The 20,032-nt window shown below is 40.0% G+C and carries 15 protein-coding genes; 13 read left to right on the forward strand and 2 right to left on the reverse strand.

What is annotated here, in order from left to right; all coding sequences use genetic code 11:
- Window positions 1-387 precede the first annotated feature (387 nt).
- The gene (locus G0029_RS05995) at window positions 388-816 is read right to left on the reverse strand and encodes an OsmC family protein (RefSeq protein WP_078191820.1); all 429 of its coding nucleotides are present in this window, start codon (window positions 814-816) and stop codon (window positions 388-390) included.
- A gap of 148 nt (window positions 817-964) precedes the next feature.
- Between G0029_RS05995 and crp the strand changes: the two genes are divergently transcribed.
- The 8 genes from crp (at window position 965) to G0029_RS06035 (ending at window position 11,722) form a co-directional block, all read left to right on the forward strand.
- Window positions 965-1,675: a cAMP-activated global transcriptional regulator CRP gene (gene crp, locus G0029_RS06000; RefSeq protein ID WP_078191819.1), complete on the forward strand. Its 711-nt coding sequence runs from the start codon at window positions 965-967 to the stop codon at window positions 1,673-1,675.
- Window positions 1,676-1,878: 203 nt separating this feature from the next.
- The gene (locus G0029_RS06005; RefSeq protein ID WP_180107508.1) at window positions 1,879-2,928 is read left to right on the forward strand and encodes an NADP(H)-dependent aldo-keto reductase; all 1,050 of its coding nucleotides are present in this window, start codon (window positions 1,879-1,881) and stop codon (window positions 2,926-2,928) included.
- 347 nt (window positions 2,929-3,275) lie between these two features.
- Entirely contained in the window at window positions 3,276-5,855 is a 2,580-nt protein-coding gene (gene clpB, locus G0029_RS06010) for an ATP-dependent chaperone ClpB (protein ID WP_180035308.1), read from the forward strand.
- A 201-nt stretch (window positions 5,856-6,056) separates the two neighbouring features.
- Window positions 6,057-6,917, forward strand: a complete 861-nt coding sequence (locus G0029_RS06015) for a hypothetical protein (protein ID WP_227591875.1) — start codon at window positions 6,057-6,059, stop codon at window positions 6,915-6,917.
- A complete protein-coding gene (locus G0029_RS06020; protein ID WP_180107506.1) occupies window positions 6,917-8,467 on the forward strand; it encodes a GH3 auxin-responsive promoter family protein in 1,551 nt (516 codons plus the stop codon). The genes G0029_RS06015 and G0029_RS06020 overlap by 1 nt, the downstream gene beginning before the upstream one ends.
- Window position 8,468: 1 nt before the next feature.
- Entirely contained in the window at window positions 8,469-9,635 is a 1,167-nt protein-coding gene (locus G0029_RS06025) for a GNAT family N-acetyltransferase (protein WP_180107505.1), read from the forward strand.
- Between the two features lie 128 nt (window positions 9,636-9,763).
- On the forward strand, window positions 9,764-11,065 hold the full coding sequence (locus tag G0029_RS06030; RefSeq protein ID WP_180110232.1) for a DUF945 family protein: 1,302 nt from the start codon (window positions 9,764-9,766) through the stop codon (window positions 11,063-11,065).
- A gap of 234 nt (window positions 11,066-11,299) precedes the next feature.
- Window positions 11,300-11,722 carry a hypothetical protein gene (locus tag G0029_RS06035; RefSeq protein WP_180110231.1) on the forward strand — a complete coding sequence of 141 codons (423 nt, stop codon included), beginning with the start codon at window positions 11,300-11,302 and terminating at the stop codon, window positions 11,720-11,722.
- Between the two features lie 41 nt (window positions 11,723-11,763).
- Here G0029_RS06035 and rlmKL read toward each other — a convergent pair whose 3' ends face one another.
- Window positions 11,764-13,968 (reverse strand): bifunctional 23S rRNA (guanine(2069)-N(7))-methyltransferase RlmK/23S rRNA (guanine(2445)-N(2))-methyltransferase RlmL, encoded by a 2,205-nt coding sequence (rlmKL, locus tag G0029_RS06040; protein ID WP_078191812.1) that lies wholly within the window; start codon window positions 13,966-13,968, stop codon window positions 11,764-11,766.
- A gap of 221 nt (window positions 13,969-14,189) precedes the next feature.
- Between rlmKL and G0029_RS06045 the strand changes: the two genes are divergently transcribed.
- The 5 genes from G0029_RS06045 (at window position 14,190) to G0029_RS06065 (ending at window position 20,024) form a co-directional block, all read left to right on the forward strand.
- Window positions 14,190-14,546, forward strand: a complete 357-nt coding sequence (locus tag G0029_RS06045) for a hypothetical protein (protein WP_180107502.1) — start codon at window positions 14,190-14,192, stop codon at window positions 14,544-14,546.
- A gap of 369 nt (window positions 14,547-14,915) precedes the next feature.
- A complete protein-coding gene (locus tag G0029_RS06050; protein WP_180107501.1) occupies window positions 14,916-15,932 on the forward strand; it encodes an aspartate carbamoyltransferase catalytic subunit in 1,017 nt (338 codons plus the stop codon).
- Window positions 15,933-15,941: 9 nt separating this feature from the next.
- Window positions 15,942-17,177: a dihydroorotase gene (locus tag G0029_RS06055; RefSeq protein WP_111884257.1), complete on the forward strand. Its 1,236-nt coding sequence runs from the start codon at window positions 15,942-15,944 to the stop codon at window positions 17,175-17,177.
- Window positions 17,178-17,398: 221 nt separating this feature from the next.
- On the forward strand, window positions 17,399-18,874 hold the full coding sequence (locus tag G0029_RS06060; RefSeq protein WP_180107499.1) for an OmpA family protein: 1,476 nt from the start codon (window positions 17,399-17,401) through the stop codon (window positions 18,872-18,874).
- A 121-nt stretch (window positions 18,875-18,995) separates the two neighbouring features.
- Complete coding sequence (locus tag G0029_RS06065) at window positions 18,996-20,024, forward strand: DUF1311 domain-containing protein (RefSeq protein ID WP_180107498.1); 1,029 nt, start codon at window positions 18,996-18,998, stop codon at window positions 20,022-20,024.
- The last annotated feature ends 8 nt before the right edge of the window (window positions 20,025-20,032 follow it).

Consider the following 20,032-nt stretch of genomic DNA (forward strand, 5'->3'; position numbering starts at 1 on the left):
GGTTTGGCGATTTGATTTTACTACTTCGCTATTTTTTAAGCTAAAAGTGTCAACACACCCTAATTAAAGTGTTATTAAGACTATAGTTGAATCAAATCTACTTATATGTAAGGTGTTATTCGCAATCGTTTTCAATCGTATTTGGCTTGAATAGATTCATATGGATTGAGTCGTAAAATAATCATGAGATGGAATTGGGTGTAAATGCATCTATGTGCAAATACATCAATTTGGATATTGGTTGTTTAAGTGATTAAGCCAAACTTCTTTGGCTCAAATATCTGCATTTATGACTATATATAGTAGTGCTTGATACAATGTGTGCTTTAGCGGATTGTTTGAAACAAAAGAGCCGCATTCTATGCGGCTTTTAATTGAACAAATAAATTATGCATCTTCAGTTTCTAAAATTTCGAAGTCATGGGTAATTTCTACACCACCATCCATCAGCATTTTACTAGCAGAACAGTATTTTTCAGCAGAAAGTTCAACCGCTTTTGCAACTTGCTTTTCCTTCACGCCATGACCAGTGACTACAAAGTGCAAATGAATTTTAGTGAATACAGCAGGAATAGTGTCGGCACGTTCTGCATTTAATTCACAACGAACATCAGTAATGTCTTGGCGTGCTTTCTTTAAAATCGTCACAATATCGAAAGATGCACAACCACCAAGTCCTGTTAAAATCAGTTCCATTGGGCGCGGACCACGGTTTTCACCGCCATATTCTTGTGATCCATCCATCATAACAGTGTGACCACTTTGAGTTTTTGCTTCAAAAGCAACATTCTCTAGCCAATGAACACTAGTTTGCATTGCAAGTCCCTAAAAAAAGCTATAAATTTACGCAGTACCTGTACACTAACATAAATTGAGTTGATAAGGAATTTCAACTCTTACGTGTGACAAGTTCACTTTAGGTCTTGTGCGATCTATAAATTATCCATATTCGGAAACTGTTAGCATGACTTCAAACTTTTCACAACTTAGCACAGATGCGCTATCTCCGGGGCAGTTACCTGAGTCGGTGAAGGCATTATTAAAACGTGCATATATTAATCGTTACCCAAAACGTACAACAATCATTGATGCGGGCTCAGAATCTAAATCTTTGTATTTAATTCTTAAGGGTTCAGTATCTATCATTTTACGCGAAGATGATGAGCGTGAAATTGTGGTTGCGTACTTAAATGCGGGTGACTTTTTTGGGGAAATGGGTCTATTCGAAGCAAATGCACAGCGTACTGCAGAAGTGCGTACGCGAGATGTATGTGAAATTGCTGAGATTACCTATGAAAACTTTCATGAATTAAGTAAACAATACCCAGACTTAAGTTATGCGGTATTTGCACAGCTTGTACGCCGTCTTAAAAATACGACGCGTAAAGTAACTGACCTTGCGTTTATTGACGTATCAGGTCGAATTGCACGTTGCTTAATTGATTTATCTTCACAACCAGAGGCAATGATTTTGCCGAATGGTCGTCAGATTCGTATTACTCGTCAAGAGATTGGTCGTATCGTGGGTTGTTCCCGTGAAATGGTTGGTCGTGTTCTAAAAACACTTGAAGAGCAAGGCATGATCGAAACTGATGGTAAAGCGATTCTAATTTTTGATGCATCGCTTGAAGAGAAAAGCCAATTGGCTTCTGACGATTTCGACGACGAAGAATAATCAGTCTTCCGAATCTAAAAAAAGCAAACTCAGGGGTTTGCTTTTTTTATGTCCATTCATTTCTCACTATTATAGCGGAAGCAACCTTTCTCACATTTTTTGACAAATAAACAGAAAATTATGATTTAAACAAAGCCGATATCTTATGTAAGCTACTTCGTGACTTATATATTGATATTTAAAATAAAGAGGGAATTTGCGGCATGCAATTTAAACCATTGGCACATACAGGCATATTAGTTCCAGAAATTTGTTTAGGCACCATGACGTTTGGTGAACAAAACACCCATGCAGAAGCTTTCGAGCAACTGGATTATGCTTTAGAGCGTGGTCTTAACTTTTGGGATACTGCAGAAATGTATCCTGTCCCGCCGAAACCTGAAACCCAAGGTTCGACTGAAACTATTATAGGTAACTGGATTGCAGCTCGCGGTGGCCGCGATAAAATAATCTTAGCTTCAAAAATTGCAGGACCGTCACAAGGCGGTAGTCATATTCGTGACGGGCAAACTAAATTTATTGCTTCGGAAATTGAGTCTGCACTGGATCATTCTCTTCAGCGCTTACAAACAGATTATCTTGACTTATACCAGTTGCATTGGCCGCAACGTCCAACCAACTTTTTCGGTAAATTGGGTTATGGCAATGCCGAAGCAAACAGTACGCAAACTATTACCAATTTAGAAGAAACATTAGTTGCTTTAAGTCATGAGGTGAAAAAAGGTCGAATTCGCTCAATTGGACTATCTAATGAAACGCCATGGGGAACGTTGAAATTCCTACAACTTGCAGAAAAGCATGGTTTAGAAAAAATTGTCAGTGTGCAAAATCCATATAGTTTGTTGAATCGTACTTATGAAATCGGTTTATCTGAAATTGCACACTACGAAGGCGTGGGCTTATTGGCATATTCACCTTTAGCATTTGGTTATCTAACAGGTAAATTCCGTCATGGTGCACGTCCTGCCAATGCTCGAGTGACACTATTTTCACGCTTTAGCCGCTATTCAAATGCGGAGAGTGAATGGGCAACAGAACAATATGCACAATTGGCTGAACAGCATGGTTTAACGTTGACACAGTTAGCACTTGCATTTATTAAGCAGCAATTCTTTGTCACCAGTACAATTATTGGTGCGACGAATCTAGATCAGTTGAAAGAAAATATTGATGCGTTTGATGTGAATTTATCAGAAGACATTCTAAAAGGGATTGAAGATATTCATCGCCAGCAGCCAAATCCTGCACCTTAAGCTGAACTTTTCAGTGGATTATGTAAAAGCCTGCATGTAAATGTGGGCTTTTTTGACATTTACGTGATTTAAGCTAGTGGAAAATCATTGAATTTTATTGTCAGAAAGTCAGTTGAGTTGACAAGAAAATTGCCTAAAAATACATTTGTATTTAAATAACATAATAAAGTACTAAATTCTTCAATAATTGACTTGAAAAGTATTCAATTTATACCAATATTATAATTGAGATTTATCTTTATCTTAAAATTAACTCATTGAAAAATATTTAAAAAATGTATTTGAAATTTTAAATATGACTCCCATATATGCTTCAAGTACAGAATTTGTTGTGAGGAATAACAAGAATGCGATTCGAAAAATTCACAAACCGTTTGCAGCAAGCATTATCCGATGCCCAATCTTTAGCAATGGGGAAAGACCATACAGCCATTGAAGGAATCCATATTCTTTCGACATTGCTTGAAGAGCCGTCGAACCAAAACTTGTTACAACAGGCAGGTGCTAATCTTCCTGAGTTAAAAACCAAACTTCAGCAAGCCCTACAGGATACCGCCACTATTGCGACGCCTACAGGGGACATCAACCTAAATCCTGAAGCAGTCAAGGCGCTGAATTTAGCCGACAGTTTTGCTCAAAAAGCTGGAGATGAGTTTCTTTCTACAGATTGGGTGATTCTCGGTTTAGCTGAAACGGGTAAAACCAAAACCTTATTAAATAGTGTAGGCGTAACGACAGATAAATTACGCAAAGCGATTGAACAAATACGAGGCGGTGAACAAGTCATGAGTAATAACCACGAAGATCAACGTGATTCACTCAACAAATATACCTTAGACCTCAATGCACGTGCATTAGAAGGCAAGTTAGATCCAGTTATTGGTCGTGATGAAGAGATTCGCCGTACCATTCAGGTTTTATCACGTCGTAGCAAAAACAACCCGGTATTGATTGGTGAGCCTGGTGTGGGTAAAACAGCAATCGTTGAGGGCTTAGCACAGCGTATCGTCAATGGCGAAGTTCCTGAAAGTCTGAAAGGTAAACGTGTACTTTCACTCGACCTTGGTTCATTGCTTGCAGGTGCAAAATACCGTGGTGAATTTGAAGAACGTCTCAAAGCAGTTCTAAAAGATTTAGCCAAATATGATGGCGAGATTATTCTTTTCATTGACGAACTACATACGCTTGTTGGCGCAGGTAAAGGCGATGGTGCAATGGATGCTGGTAACATGCTTAAACCTGCATTAGCGCGTGGTGAGCTACGCTGTGTAGGTGCGACAACACTTGATGAATATCGTCAATATATCGAGAAAGATGCGGCTCTAGAGCGTCGTTTCCAAAAAGTGATCGTTGATGAACCGAGTGTGGAAGATACCATTGCGATTTTACGTGGTCTAAAAGACAAATATGCAACCCATCATGGTGTGCAAATTTTAGATTCTGCGATTATTGCTGCGGCAAAAATGTCGCATCGTTACATCACAGACCGTCAGTTGCCAGACAAAGCCATTGATTTGATTGATGAAGCAGCATCACGAATTAAAATGGAAATTGACTCAAAACCTGAGCCACTTGACCGTTTAGATCGTCGCCTAATTCAATTGAAAATGCAGTTAGAAGCGGTGAAAAAAGATGCAGATTCAGTCTCAAAAGCTGAAGTTGAGCACCTAGAGAAACAAATTGCTGAAGTTCAAAAAGAATATAGTGATTTGGAAGAAGTGTGGATTGCGGAAAAACGTCTAGTTGACGGCACAAATCAGGCTCAAATTGAGCTAGATAAAGCACGTACTGCCTTTGAAAAAGCACAACGTGAAGGTGATTTAGCAGAAGCTAGCCGTTTGCAATATGGTGTTATTCCTGAGTTGCAAAAACGCTTGAATGAAGAAGAAGTTGCCGAGGTGAATGAAGAACCAAAACTGATTCGTACCAAAGTCACTGAAAATGAAATCGCTGAAGTGGTAAGTGCGGCTACAGGTATTCCTGTTGCGAAAATGCTGCAAGGTGAACGTGAAAAACTCTTACACATGGAGGAGTTCTTACATAACCGTGTAGTTGGTCAAGATGAAGCTGTTGTCGCAGTGTCGAATGCGGTGCGTCGTTCTCGTGCAGGATTATCCGATCCAAACCGCCCAAGTGGTTCATTCTTATTTCTTGGGCCTACAGGTGTAGGTAAAACTGAGTTAACCAAAGCTTTAGGTAACTTCTTATTTGACAGTGATGATGCGATTATTCGTATCGACATGTCAGAGTTTATGGAAAAGCATTCGGTGAGCCGTTTAGTGGGTGCACCTCCGGGCTATGTAGGTTATGAAGAAGGCGGTGTATTAACTGAGGCTGTACGTCGTAAACCTTATAGTGTGGTGTTGTTTGATGAGGTTGAAAAAGCTCATCCAGACGTGTTTAACATCTTGCTTCAAGTGTTGGATGATGGTCGATTAACAGACTCACAAGGCCGTGTGATTGATTTCAAAAACACCGTGATCGTGATGACCTCGAACTTAGGTTCAACCGATGTTCGTGAATTAGGTGAAAACCCGTCGAAAGACGAAGTTCGCGCTGTGGTTATGGCTGCGGTATCTGAACATTTCCGACCTGAATTTGTGAACCGTATTGATGAGTTGGTGGTTTTCCACTCTTTACAAAAAGCGCAAATTCGTGGCATTGCGGATATTCAGTTGGATCGCTTACGTTCTCGTTTGGCAGATAAAGACATGAGTCTAGCGGTTGAAGATAGTGCCTTTGAATTACTTATCGATGCTGGTTTTGACCCTGTGTATGGCGCACGTCCTCTGAAACGTGCTATCCAACAACAAGTTGAAAATACATTGGCACAGAAAATCTTATCAGGTGCTTTCCAACCGGGCGATACGATTGTCGTTCAAGCGGAAGGAGATCACCTAACTTTTGAAAAGTTAAAACTCAACTAAAAAGCACAAATCTGCTACATCCAGTTGTAAAAACAGAAACCCGGTTTAGGCCGGGTTTTTTAATTTTACGCTTGTCGTAATTTTCGTTTAAATACGTAAAGTTCATTGCATTTCATCATTTTCACCCACTAATATGACGTCCGCACACATCCAACGAGATGACTGTGTTCTGTAAAACAAAAACAATATCGCTCGTTCATCATGAATGAATGGCAACAGGAAATTATGATTATGATGGAATTTAAACTGCTTAGGCAGATCAAAAAAGAACCTTATAGTTTATATAAACGTACAGATGACATCACTGTTCAAGAACTCAAACGCATGTATGGTATTTACCAAAAGTATTATGCCAATACCCGTTATGAAATTTTTGAACGCGACTTCTTAGAAAAAACCGGTGTTTTTTTCATTATTGAACCGAAAAATAATCAAATTGTCGGATTCTCGACGGTTATGGAGCGTGACTTTATTGTTGATGGTAAAGCCCGACATGCTTTTTTCAGTGGTGATACCATTATTGAGAAAGAGTATTGGGGGAATCGTGCATTAACCCGAGCAATGTTCCGTTATATTATTAGTTTTAAATTTCGTCATCCAAGAACCCCTGTATATTGGATTTTAATCTCTAAAGGCTTTAAAACTTATCTGCTCTTAGCCAATAACTACTACAGCTACTATCCACATTATGGTGAGAAAAATGCCCATCTCAAAGACTTTGTCGAATCGTACTGTAAAGAATATTACTCAGAATACTATAACCATGAAACAGGTCTTCTGAATTTTGGCGAAGACTACCAGCCACTCAAAGCAGATGTTGCGCCAATCACCCATGAGATGCGCGAAAACAATACCAAGATTGCTTTCTTTGAAGACAAGAACCCAACGTGGGTCGATGGAACTGAACTACCGTGCATTGGTGAATTACGTTGGAGCGATTTATACCGTTATGTAAATCGATTCTTAACCAAGACCACCAGTGTGAGTAAACATGACAGCAAGTTACGTTATAAGTCTCGTACATTGCATATTGCGACAGGTTCAGACTCGAAGGTGGCCTAATGGGATTGCTTCTCACTACAGCACATCAAGTTTTGAATATTGCCTGCCGTAAAGCATTTCAACGCTATACACAGCAGGCAAATCAGCTGGAAAATGTGCAACGTAAAAAATTAAGTCATTTTTTAAAGCAGCACATTTCGCAAAATCTAAGCTATGAGCAATTTTCCAAAAAATATCCGCTTTCGCGTTATAGCAATTGGAAAAGCCAAATTGAACAATCCAGACAAAGTGGCAAAAATTGTTTGGGGCCTGAAAAAATTGTCCGTTTTCAACCGACCAGTGGGTCGAGTGAAGCAATTAAATTCATTCCCTATACTCAGGCTTTTTTAGATGAATTGGATGAAGCTATTGGGTTATGGCTCACCAATTTATACCGAACTCATCCACAACTTACAAATTCAACGCATTATTGGTCGGTTTCATGGTTGCCTGAAAGCCAGCGAAAGCTTTTAGAAAATAGTAATTTGAATGATGACAGTGCGCTGCTTAATCTGTCGAAGCGAGTGTTGAGTAAAATTACCCAGTCGGTACCGACTGAAATTGCGATGGCGAATTCAGCCGAAGATGCCATGTTTGCAACTGCGGTGTATCTCGTTGCAGATAAGCATTTAGGCATGATTTCGGTATGGAGTCCTACATTTGCTTTGCAATTGTTGGATATTATTCAAGAACATCAAGCTGAAATTGTGCAGGTCTTGAAAACTGGACAATGGCAACGTGAGGGATTGAGTTTTCTGCAAGTTCCTAAATCTTGTCAACAATGCTATCGCTTACAAGACTTGGATTTGACCCAAGCAGCGGCGTGGAAAAAACTGTGGCCTAAACTCAGTCTGGTTTCGAGTTGGGATACAGCGAGCGCAGAGCAGTGGGCAGTACAACTCCAGCAACGAATTGCAGGTGTAGCATTTGAAGGTAAAGGTTTATGGGCAACTGAAGGCGTAGTAACGATTCCATTTGCAGAGCGTTTTACCTTAAGTTATCAGTCACATTTTTATGAATTTATTTTGCAGGACAGCCAAAAAGTGGTGCCATCTTGGCAACTGAAAATAGGCGATATCGTTAGTCCTGTGATCACGACAGGTTCAGGATTAATTCGTTATGTGATTGATGATGAATTAGAAGTCACAGACTTTTATCAGCAAGTGCCATGCTTCAAATTTTTAGGTCGCAAAATGACGGTAGATTTGGTCGGAGAAAAGCTCGACCACAATGCTGCAGTTAAAGTGCTTGCAGAGTTTAAACAAGCGGATTATTTGCCGATTAGTATCTTGGGTATTGAACAATGTTCGGTTAAAAAACCACACTATATTTTACTCAGTGAAGGTAATGTAGACAAAAAACCCTCCGCTCAAGCACTAGACCGTTTGCTTAAACATAATTTTCATTATGAATTGGCACGAGATCTAGGGCAGTTGGATGAACCTGAAGTTGTACATGTACAAGATGCTTGGGACTACTACAAAACACTAGCCATGAACAATGGCATGATTGAAGGGAATATTAAGCCTGAGCCGCTTAAGAAAATGAAAACAAAAATAATTGAGTATTGAGATGGATATCGATGTGTTAGATGCACCGTTCGATGAAACGGCGCTATATCATTCAAAGAATGAGACTAAGTTTGCGGTTCGAAATGCGACTGTCGAAGATGATGAGCAACTAATGAAAATTAGTGCTGAGAGTGTGCCAAGTAATGGCATTACCTTATCTTATGAGCGTCACCCGAGTTATTTAGCTGCTAGCTATGCACAGTATAATCGACCAGATTTAAAAGTGGTTGTCCCTGTGGACGATCCATCTATCGTGATTGCGATGATGAATTTGGGGTGGCGTTATTGTTATATCAATGGTCAGCCTGACCTAATACGTTATGTTGCCGATTTAAGAATGAATCCGGCGTATCGTGGTGCCAAAGTCATGCGATTATTAATGGACTATGTCCATGATGAAATCCCCCAAGATACGATTTTTGAAAGTGTAGTTTTAAACGCCAATATTGTCGCAGCTAGTATTTTACATCATGAAAGATCAGGTTTTCCGTTGCCATTTTTTTATGATGAAATTCGAACCTTTACTGTTTCACAGGCAATGAGACCAAAAACTTTCAATCAATATCAATTTAAAATGCTGACTGCTGAACGTGTAGATGAAGCGAATGATTTCATTTTAAAAATGAAAGACCATTATAATTTTTTACCTAGCTATGATTTTAATGCGTTGGTTGATGGTCAAAATCCATTTTGGGCAGGCTTAAATCTGGACGATTTTTATTTGATTTATGATCAGCATAATCTGTTGGTTGGACTCTACGGATTATGGAATCAAAAGAGTTTCAAACAAACTCGTGTGATCGACTATTCACGTCCATTAAAGTTGATGAAGCCTTTTTATAATGCCTATGCGAGTGTGCGTGGTGTATTATCACTGCCAAAAATTCAGGGAACTTTCGATTATTTAATGCTGCATAGTCCACTATGTCATCCTGAAGATCTAGAAGTATTTGCAAGTTTGATTTTTCATGCCAAGCAACAGACCAAGCGACGTGGCAAAGAAACCTATTGCATCACTTTGGCAGAGAAGGACCCGCGTATAGGATGGATGAAAAATACCACCTCTCACGTGTTAAAAGCCAAGCACTATTTTCATAGTTTTAAAGGCAATCCATATGCCGCATTTGATCGTAAACGTATAAGTTATTTTGAAGCTGGGCGTATATAGTTGAAGTGATAGCCATCAAAAAATCAATTAAAACTGTCAAATCAATCATTTAATATTATTTTAATTGTGTACTTATGTAACTGAGTTCTTCAGTATACTGCGCAAAGAATAATCAGAATGAGAAAGACATGTCAAAATTGATGTGGGGAATTGGCAGTTTAGCGGTGCTTTCAGCAGCTGTGGTGGGAGGGAATTTATATGCAGATAAATCTCTTGCCCAATTTTATACACAGAATAATTGGTCAGCAGCTGTACAAGATGTTGATGTGAAGTACAGCAATTATCAAATGGGCTTGATGGGCGGAACGGTCGATTGGGTATTAACGCTGAAAACAGACCCGTGTAAACCCAAAGAAGTGATCGTATTGAAGGGTACCGATCAGATTCAACGTGGGTTGAAAGGTTATAACATCAACTCGAACTTTAAGATTGTTCAACAACAAAGTACGTCCGAATATGCCAAGCTTTTTGGTACGGACTTAACGGCAAAAACTTTGGTCAATTGGATTGGTCAAAGTAAAACAGATCTACAGATTCCTGCATTTAAAACGACTGCACAAGGTGCAACGGTACAAGCTGATGCCAGCCAATTGCAAATTCGGATCAGTAGTCTACCGGGGCAAGCCACTAAGGTATCTGAGCTTTCAATCCATTTACCTGTGGTTCGGTTGAGTGAAGGTCCAATGCAAACCATGGTGCAAAATTTTTCGATGAAGACCAATCAAGGTTTAAATCAGAAAAATCTCGAAAATGGTTTTGTTGAAATCCAAGCGGCTTCTATCAAACGTTTAGATCAAAAGTTCTCAGGCGGCATGCGTGGTATGCAATTGCGTTGGGAGACCGAACTAAATAAACATGATGTGGACTTTGAAGGCTACTTAAAAGCTGATGAGATGGATTTCCCAGGTTCACCGGTCACTAAAGATTTCGCACTGAATTTGGCATTGCATAAAGTTAATCTAGATAAAGTTCGTGCATTTAGTGAACTTTTGCATAAGGTGGAAAATTCATGCGATGCAGTGGGTGAATCAAGTGAAGAAATGACTCAAGCTTTCTTAGCTATCGCAAGCCAAGGTTTTGATTTTGAGTCTAAAGATAACTCGATCAGCATTGGTGGAGGTAAAGCTTCTGCAAATGTCGTGGGGAAAGTCATGCCGGGTCACCATGCTTCAATGGAGTCTTTTATTAAAATGGTGCCGAGCTTACTCGATTTTCAAGCTGACTTAAGTTTTGATAAAAATATGATGACTGCAATCATGAATAACTTTTTGCAATTACAAGGCAAAAGTTTGTCAGGACAGGAAGCTGAAGCCATGTTTGCAGGCTTTGAAACATCAGGGCAAGGCAAGCGCGATGGCAATAACATGGTCATGAGTATGCAATATAAGTTTGGTCAAAAGCTTTTTGGTCAAGCCATACAAAAGAAATAAGTAACCAGTAGTGAGTAGTTAAGTTTAAAAAATATCAAACCGTCATAGATTGGCGGTTTTTTATTTTGAGCTGCGGAATCATGATTTTCACTTTATCGGAACACAGTGGCCTAGCCATTGTTGAACAGTTGAAAAGTTGCTAGCGTCAATGGGCAACTAGCCAATCAAAACAACAATAGGAAAGACACGATGTCACACGATTATTTTTTCAGACAGAAACTTATTCATTCATCCATGCCTAAATGTTCTTGGGTAAAACACAGTCTTGTTAGTAGCATTTTTTTAATCGCTGTTCAGTCTACAGCTTTTGCGGGTACTTCAATTTCAGATCAACGTTTGTCGAATGAAACGCAAGGTAAAAAACAGTTTAGTGAAGAAACCTTAGATATTATTGAGAGTGAAGCAGCTAAACCCAAAGAAGAGCAGCAGAAAAATTCAAATCATAAATCTAATCGTAATAATAAGATCATTCAAGAGACCCAGCTCGAAGGCTCAACCATGAGTGATTATTTGCTTCAAAAGAAAAGGGCAGCGGATCAGGTCGGGTTAATACAATCTCCAGAAGTGGCACCGATTAACCGTATTGTGCTGCAAGAGCGCCACGAAAATATTCGAGTAACGTATCCAGATGGCGTTGTGGTTGAAATGAAGCACTGACGTGCTTCATTTCATAGATCAGGAATTTCTAAAGTCAAACCTTAGATTTGTGGATGAGTGATTTTCCATGCACGGTGAATTTTAGTATTACGTTTAAAGTCTAGGCCAATGGTTTCATTGCTGATTTCTTCAACGTCAAACATTGCCATGATCACATCATCCATCTCAAAACCTCGGTAGTTGTTTGAGAAGTAAAGCGTACCGTCAGTGGTTAAACGGTTCATGGCACGTTTCAGTAAAGACATATGGTCGCGTTGGACATCAAACGTACCATAGAACTTTTTAGAGTTTGAGAATGTTGGTGGGTCAATAAAGATCAGGTCATATTGCTCGTGACCTTCTTTTAACCATTCAAAACAGTCGCTAGAGAAGAACTGATGTTGTTCATCTGCATGATCTACAGTCAAACCATTCAGTACAAAGTTCTCTTTAGACCAGTTTAGGTAGGTATTTGACAAATCGACACTGGTCGTACTTGCTGCACCGCCAAGCGCCGCATGTAAGCTCGCTGTAGAGGTATAGCTGTATAAGTTTAGGAAGTGTTTGCCTTTGGCTTCTTTGGCAATGCGTAGACGCATTTGACGATGGTCAAGGAACAAACCTGTATCGAGGTAATCTGTTAAGTTCACCAAAATCTTAGCTTTGCCTTCTTGAACGATAAAACGTTTAGACGCAGTACTTTGTTTGGTGTACTGATTTTTACCTTCTTGGCGCGCACGTGTTTTAATGAAAATCGCATCACGACCTAAGCCTGTCACTGCACGAATCGCTTGAAGTGCTAAGTTAAAGCGTTTTTTGGCTTTTTCAGGGTCAATTTTTTTCGGTGGTGCATATTCTTGTACGTGTAAACGATCACCATACAAATCTACCGCGACATTAAAGTCAGGCAAATCGGCATCATATAAACGTAGGCAGAAAATATTTTCTTTGACTGCCCATTTTTTAAGATTCTGCATGTTTTTTTGCAGACGGTTAGTAAAGTCTTCTGCACCTTCAATTTTTTCAAATTGTTGCGGTTCCCAATGCTCTAGGAAAGGCTTTTGAACTGCCGCAGGTTTGACTGTACCAAAACGGACGTAAATTGGTAGCTTACCATTCATCAAACGCAAAATTTGTGGATCATTAAAGGCAAGGACATCGGCCTGTTCAACTTGTGCTGCAATAATTGCAGCAGGCTGATTTGGGAAGTTCTTTTGTAATAATGCCGATAGACCTAAATATAGTGCGCGGTTAGAGGCTTTATCACCTAAACGCTCGCCGTATGGAGGATTAGTGACAACAAAGCATTTCTTACCTGTTGCTTGGAAATCTGGCCAGTCTGCAAGTGTACGTTCTTCAATTTTAATTTGATCAAGTACAGATTCGAAACCTGCAGCAATAATATTTTGTTTGGTCGCTTTTACCGCTTCCCAGTCTGCATCAAATGCATAGAATTGTGGGAGAGGGTTTTCAAGTGCGGCTTTATGACGTTCAGCAGCTTCGCCTTTGATCGACATCCAAAGTTCATGGTCATGACCATTCCAACCATTAAAACCAAAACGACGAACAAGGCCTGGCGCACGGTCAGTCAAAATCATTAAAGATTCAATGATAAAGGTCCCTGAACCACACATTGGGTCCAAGATAATATCGGGTTGATGCTGTTTAAGTTTTGCTTTCTGTAAGATAGCAGCCGCTAAGTTCTCTTTAATCGGTGCATCTGTCATATAGCGACGGTATCCGCGTTTATGCAGAGAGTCACCTGATAAATCTAAGCAATAAGTATGTTCAGTTTTGCCAGCTAATACATACAACGTAATTTCAGGTTGCTTAATGTCAATGCTAGGACGTTTGCCCACAGCTTCCATAAAGGAATCGACCACACCATCTTTAACACGTAAAGTTGCAAACTGAGAATTGACTTTAATGTCACGTTCAATATGTAAACGCACGGCAAATGTACTTTGTGGTGCAAAAATAAGTGACCAGTCAAAGTTTATTGCACCTTCATAGAGCTCTTCCGCTACATCACGTGCATCATGTGTGAACTCTAATTCATGTGTATGAATGGGGGTGAGTACACGTGAAGCCAAACGTGACCACATGCAAATACGGTATGCATCTTCAAGTGTGCCTTTGAATACAAGACGACCCGGGAACTGTTCAATATTTTGAACACCTAAACCTTCAATTTCCTCGCGGAGTAAGGTTTCCAGTCCATCTGCACAGGTAACCCAATATGTAGAAAGACGCGGTTTCGAATTCATGTAAATTTCCAAAGGCAAAAAAGCAATCGCATATTTTAACGTATTTTCGTGGATTTGGGCGGACGATATTGCGCTGAAACGGGAGAAATATCGGTAGATTTGAATGACTTTATCAAATTTATTCTGTGTACATTGTGAGAAATATCACTTAATGGTACAAAAATTGCTATAACACTGATCAAAATTCGATCTTTATAATATTGATATCATTAGGGGTATTTATGACAGGGCTGGCAATCAATAGTCAATCAAACGCATTTTCAATCGCAACCTTAATCTATGCGCGTTTACGTCGTGTGTCAGGTCGGGTTATTGACGCATTATATGTAGTTGAAAATGTCGAATATGCACGCTTTGTTTCTAACTTGGCTTTGGAAACGGCTGATCCTGAATTATCTCGTTTAGTTGCACGTTTATATTATGAGTTGAATTTGCATGAAGTTGCAGTTTCAGCACCAGAAGAACCAATAGTTAGCTCAGTTCAATCTGAAACAGCAGAAATTTTAATGAGCGAACCGACTGCGGAAGATATCTATAAAGCACAGGTTGCACATCGTTATATCGGCGCATTGCGTTAATTCAATCCTGCTGTGAGCAGTAGGTATATTTTTCTTGCTGCGCACAGCCTGATGTATAAATCAACTTCCTTATTTCAAGAGTTGTTGAACTGCGCAGAAGGCGGCTGTTTATAGCTGAACTTTATCTGTTTGAAAGTATTCAAATCAATCAAAAATAAGGACAGATAGAAGTCCTGTTTGAAGGCTTTTTGAAAGGGGAAAGGTGAAGTTTAATTTAAAACGTTTAATTTATCTAATTGAAATGATAGATAGGAATTTGAAAATTCATTTTGAATAACATCATGCGTTTGCATTGAACGTTGAAAACTTCAACTGCCATTTGTCAAGATTCTCTGTATAATGCGTTAACTTAACGATAAGGAATCTCTCATGCACTTGGCGGCATTGCATACACCGAGCCAGATTCAACTCAACAAAGATGGTAACTTAAAACATTTCCTCACCATCGAAGGCCTTTCTAAAGGAACTCTCACAAAAATATTGGACACTGCACAGTCCTTTTTTAATGACCAAAATCAGCTGATTACCAACAACCTTTTAGAAGGTCGTACGGTAATGAACCTGTTTTTTGAAAATTCAACACGTACCCGTACCACTTTTGAAGCGGCAGCAAAACGTCTGTCCGCAAACGTATTGAACATTGATATTGCACGTTCAAGTACATCAAAAGGCGAGACACTGCGTGATACCTTGTGGAATTTAGAAGCGATGGCGACCGACATTTTTGTGGTTCGTCATTCATCGTCAGGCGCGCCGCACTTTATTGCCAAAGATGTTTGTCCGCATGTGGCTATCATCAATGCAGGCGATGGTCGTCATGCGCATCCTACGCAAGCCATGCTGGATATGTTGACGATTCGCCGTGAAACCAAAAAGAATTTTGAAGACATTTCCATTGCCATTATTGGCGATATTAAGCATTCGCGTGTTGCCCGTTCAGATGTCGCTGCATTGCAAACATTGGGCTGTAAAGATATTCGTGTCATTGCGCCAAATACTTTGCTGCCTTACGGTTTTGATGATTATGGCGAAGGCATTCGTCTGTTCAACAACATGGAAGCCGGCATTCAAGACTGCGACGTGATTATTACTTTACGTATTCAAAATGAACGTATTGATTCTCCTGCGCTGTCATCTCAAGCCGAATTCTACAAAATGTATGGTTTGAATAAAGAGCGCTTGGCTTTGGCAAAACCTGACTGCATCGTGATGCATCCGGGACCAATGAACCGTGGTGTTGAAATTGACTCAAGTATTGCCGATGGCACTCAGTCAGTGATTTTACATCAGGTAACCAATGGTATTGCGGTGCGTATGGCGGTACTGGCTTTGGCAATGCAAGGTCAGTTGCAAGAAAAAGGTTTAATTGAAGCGATTGCGGTTTAAGGGATAGTCATGAGTATTGTTAAAGTTGAAAATGTACGTGTCTTAGATCCAATCAATCAAACTGACAGCGTACAGACAGTTTATATTGAAAATGGCCGATTGGTTGCCGAAAGCAATGCCGCTGAAACCATTGATGGTCAAGGCAAATGGCTGATGCCAAGTATGGTTGACCTTTGCGCGCGTTTACGAGAGCCGGGTCAGCAGCAGCACGGCACTTTAAAGTCAGAAGGTAAGGCTGCGCGTGCGAATGGTATTTTGCATGTGTTTACCCCGCCTGACTCTAAACCGATTGTGCAAGACAATGGTGCATTGATTCATGGCCTGGTGGAAAAAGCCATGCTAGACGGCGGCATTTATCTGCAGGTGATTGGCGCGCAAACTCAAGGCTTGTTAGGCAAGCAGCCTGCGAATATGGCGGGTTTGAAAAAAGGTGGCTGTACTGCGGTATCGAATGCTAATGCGCCATTTATGGACGATGATGTGGTGATTCGTACCTTGGAATATGCTGCGGGTCTGAACATGACCGTTGTGTTCTATGCCGAAGAACCGCAGATTGCCAAAGATGGCTGTGTGCATGAAGGCTTTGTCGCATCTCGTCAAGGTTTACCGATGATCCCTGCATTAGCGGAAACCGTAGCCATTGCAAAATATTTACTGATGATTGAAGCTACTAAAGTGCGTGCGCACTTTGGTCTGTTGTCATCAGGCGCATCTGTTGAATTGATTAAACATGCCAAAGCAAAAGGCTTACCGGTGACTTGCGATGTAGCCATGCACCAATTGCATTTAACTGATCAGTTGATCGACGGCTTTAATTCACTTGCGCATGTGCGTCCGCCGCTGCGTTCTGAGCAAGATAAAGACTTGCTCCGCCAAGCAGTGAAAGACGGTGTGATTGATGCAATTTGTACGCATCATGAGCCGCTGAGCAGCTCAGCGAAAATGGCGCCATTTGCTGAAACACAGCCCGGTTTTACTGCATTTGATACCTATGTACCTTTTGGTATTCAATTGATTCAAGAAGGCCTATTAAGCCCACTGGAATGGGTTGAGAAAGTCACACTCGCACCTGCTAAAGTAGCCAATATGCAACAACGTTGGGCAGATGAAGCGGGTTGGGTACTTGTTGATCCAGAGCTTGAATGGACCATCAATAAAGACACGATTGTGTCAAATGGTAAGAACACACCATTAATTCAGCACACCGTTAAAGGTAAAGTGCTTCAAGCTTTTTATGCCGTTTAAGCTGAAGCTCAACATGGAAAATGTTGAGCCCTAGCATTTTAATTTGATATCTAAAAGTCAGCTTCGGCTGGCTTTTTTTATGAGGATTGAAATTAATAGATTGAAAATAGAAAAGAAATTAACGCGCTGACAAGTCCGAACAAATTATTACATTTGATCAAAAAATAAGCATATAAACTAAAGTACACATGAAAATAATGACAACCGCATGGAGTACAAATATGAATATAGACTTATTAGCGCTGATTAAGCAGCACGTCTCCTCGATTGTGCTGGACGGTGATACACAACACTTAACTGAAAAAAATTCAGCCATTAGCCAATTTATTCCATTCCTGTTAAATATTTTTCGATCCAAACCTGAATTTATTGATGCCTTTCAAAAACAGTTAAACCCTCGTATTAGTGATATATTTTCGGCAAATCCCACATTAAAAGATCAATTTTTGCAACATCTCGGTGGCGGTACGGCCCCAACGTCAGAAATAGAGCAAACCTTAAACCACTCTATAGCTCCAACTTTAGGGGCACTTGAAAATGAAGCGGGTTCATCTGATCCCGTCGCAATCACGCATTTACTTGATAATCATGCAGATAGCATTTTGGCGGCACTACCACAATGGGCAGTGCCTTTACTCGCAGGTTTAGGGGTAAACACTGCAACTGGCCGTACATTACACCAAGCGCCTGTTGTTGAACCAACACCTGTTATCGTTGAAGAAAAACGCTCGAATTGGTTATTGCCAATTATTGCGCTGCTTATATTATTGGGTCTGATCGCATTTTGGTTTAAGTCTTGTACTAATAAAGAAGAACCAACCACCTCTGCAACAACGGTTGCACAGCCTGCTGCATCTCAGCCAGCACATTTGCAATTTAGCACCGGTACAGATGGGCAGTTAACCAACTGTCAAATTCAAACTGGTGATTCAAATTATCTTGAAATTTTGCAGCAACAAGTCAAACAGATCTTTAACTTTAATACGGGTTGTGGTGCTTCATCTGATGCCAGTTACCATACGCAATTTATTGATCAAGATACCATTCCAACGGTTCTGCAAAAACTTAAAGGTGTGCCAAATACCACTTTAACCTGGACAGAAAATCAGTTATCGATTTTGTCGCAAAATCCTGCGGATGCTCAAAACCTTGCCAATCAAATTAAGCCTTTAGCAAAAAATATGACGGTATTGGTTCAAGAAGGTGTGAGTGAACAAACTGCAGTAGATAACAGTATTACTGATGCACAAAAAGCATTAGCAAGCATTAACCCTGAACAAGTTCGTGCGCTAGATGTTGCGACTGCGCTGAACTTACAAATTATTAATTTTGCGACAGGTTCATCTGATATTCCTGACGTGAATAAATCGATTTTGGATCAAGCGGCAGCGTTAATGCAGCGCGCTACAGAAGTACATCTGACTGTACAAGGTCATACCGATGCTGTGGGTAATGCGGAAGCGAATAAAGCTTTATCGCAAGAGCGTGCACAAGCTGTGGTGGATTACTTGGTGTCGAAAGGCGTTGATCCTGCACAGCTTCAAGCGGTGGGTTATGGTCAAGAAAAACCGGTAGCAGAAAACAGCACCAAAGAAGGTCAATTCAAAAACCGTCGTATTGAGTTTGAAGTTTTAAATACCGAGAATGGTAAAGTACGAGATGTCACCAGCGAAGGCGTAACTGAAAAGACCAATTAAAACCGTACTAAATGAGATGATATATAAAAAATCCCTGCACATGCGGGGATTTTTCTCGTCAAAGCGCTGTAATTTTGAGTAAAATACGCCCGAAGAATAAAATCATAATGGTACTTATACAATGAAAAAAATAGTCATCACGAGCCTCATGTTGTCTGCGGCATTGATATCCGGCTGTGATAATTTTAAAAATAAAAAAGATACTGAAGCCAAAACGGAAGCGCCTGCTTTGGAAGATTGGAGTTGTACAGCACAAGCCAATATTGACCAATTGCAAGATCATTTAAAAAAAGAATATCTCAAAGAATTAAACAAAGAAATACGTCAGTCAGATTATGAAGCCGATCAGCAACTCATGGATCTGATTGTAAAAAATCTAAAATTTAACATTCAAAATGTCACGACTTTAACTGAAGACCCTAATAAAGCCAAAACATTGGAATGTAGCAGTCAATTGTTGGTGGTTTTCCCGAAAGGATTACAAAAGCGTGCTGAAAACGCCTATGCTGAACGACCATGTGACGAAGGCTGTGAAGAACGTGGTAATTATACTTTGAATGATTCACTCGAAGATGGTGAGTCAGGCTTAAGCATGGACAATGATCAGCTTAAAGGGAACTTTAGCTATAGCATCACTAAAACGGACAAAGATGGTTTAAGTTTAAGTGTCCCAAGTCAAAATGACGTAATTGATAGCGTTGTAACAGTGACACGTCATGCGGTGCTATATGCGGCATATAGTGCACAAAATAAGCGAGACGAAGAATCCTATCAGCAAGGGATGGAGAGTCAATCTCAACAAATGAGCCTTGCACAAAAGGCGATGGATATTCGTAAGAAAGAGCTAGATCAGGATAATGCCAAAGTGGTGGATCGTCTCAATCAGACTTGGGATCGTTTTAGTGATGAACAAAAGGCGCAGTTACAGCAAGATCAAGCAGACTGGTTTGAAAAGCGTGATATCGACTGTAAAGTGCTTGCACAAAAAAGTGTTTATTCATTAAATGAAAGTGAAAAAGAGACTTATCAAAAGCATTCGCAATACTGGGATGATGCGATGAATACGCAAAATCAAGAGTTGCAATATACCAAATGTTTTAATCAGAAAACTACAGAACGAATTGTGTATTTAAATAACGTGTTTAATTGATCTAAAAG

It is taken from the genome of Acinetobacter sp. YH12138, assembly GCF_015218525.1.
GTDB classification, from domain to species: Bacteria; Pseudomonadota; Gammaproteobacteria; order Pseudomonadales; family Moraxellaceae; genus Acinetobacter; species Acinetobacter amyesii.

Excerpts from the sequence above, each read along its gene's own strand:
- G0029_RS05995 (WP_078191820.1), bottom strand. The coding sequence starts at position 816 with ATGCAAACTAGTGTTCATTGGCTAGAGAATGTTGCTTTTGAAGCAAAA.
- crp (WP_078191819.1), top strand. The coding sequence starts at position 965 with ATGACTTCAAACTTTTCACAACTTAGCACAGATGCGCTATCTCCGGGG.
- G0029_RS06005 (WP_180107508.1), top strand. The coding sequence starts at position 1,879 with ATGCAATTTAAACCATTGGCACATACAGGCATATTAGTTCCAGAAATT.
- clpB (WP_180035308.1), top strand. The coding sequence starts at position 3,276 with ATGCGATTCGAAAAATTCACAAACCGTTTGCAGCAAGCATTATCCGAT.
- G0029_RS06015 (WP_227591875.1), top strand. The coding sequence starts at position 6,057 with ATGAATGAATGGCAACAGGAAATTATGATTATGATGGAATTTAAACTG.
- G0029_RS06020 (WP_180107506.1), top strand. The coding sequence starts at position 6,917 with ATGGGATTGCTTCTCACTACAGCACATCAAGTTTTGAATATTGCCTGC.
- G0029_RS06025 (WP_180107505.1), top strand. The coding sequence starts at position 8,469 with ATGGATATCGATGTGTTAGATGCACCGTTCGATGAAACGGCGCTATAT.
- G0029_RS06030 (WP_180110232.1), top strand. The coding sequence starts at position 9,764 with ATGTCAAAATTGATGTGGGGAATTGGCAGTTTAGCGGTGCTTTCAGCA.
- G0029_RS06035 (WP_180110231.1), top strand. The coding sequence starts at position 11,300 with ATGCCTAAATGTTCTTGGGTAAAACACAGTCTTGTTAGTAGCATTTTT.
- rlmKL (WP_078191812.1), bottom strand. The coding sequence starts at position 13,968 with ATGAATTCGAAACCGCGTCTTTCTACATATTGGGTTACCTGTGCAGAT.
- G0029_RS06045 (WP_180107502.1), top strand. The coding sequence starts at position 14,190 with ATGACAGGGCTGGCAATCAATAGTCAATCAAACGCATTTTCAATCGCA.
- G0029_RS06050 (WP_180107501.1), top strand. The coding sequence starts at position 14,916 with ATGCACTTGGCGGCATTGCATACACCGAGCCAGATTCAACTCAACAAA.
- G0029_RS06055 (WP_111884257.1), top strand. The coding sequence starts at position 15,942 with ATGAGTATTGTTAAAGTTGAAAATGTACGTGTCTTAGATCCAATCAAT.
- G0029_RS06060 (WP_180107499.1), top strand. The coding sequence starts at position 17,399 with ATGAATATAGACTTATTAGCGCTGATTAAGCAGCACGTCTCCTCGATT.
- G0029_RS06065 (WP_180107498.1), top strand. The coding sequence starts at position 18,996 with ATGAAAAAAATAGTCATCACGAGCCTCATGTTGTCTGCGGCATTGATA.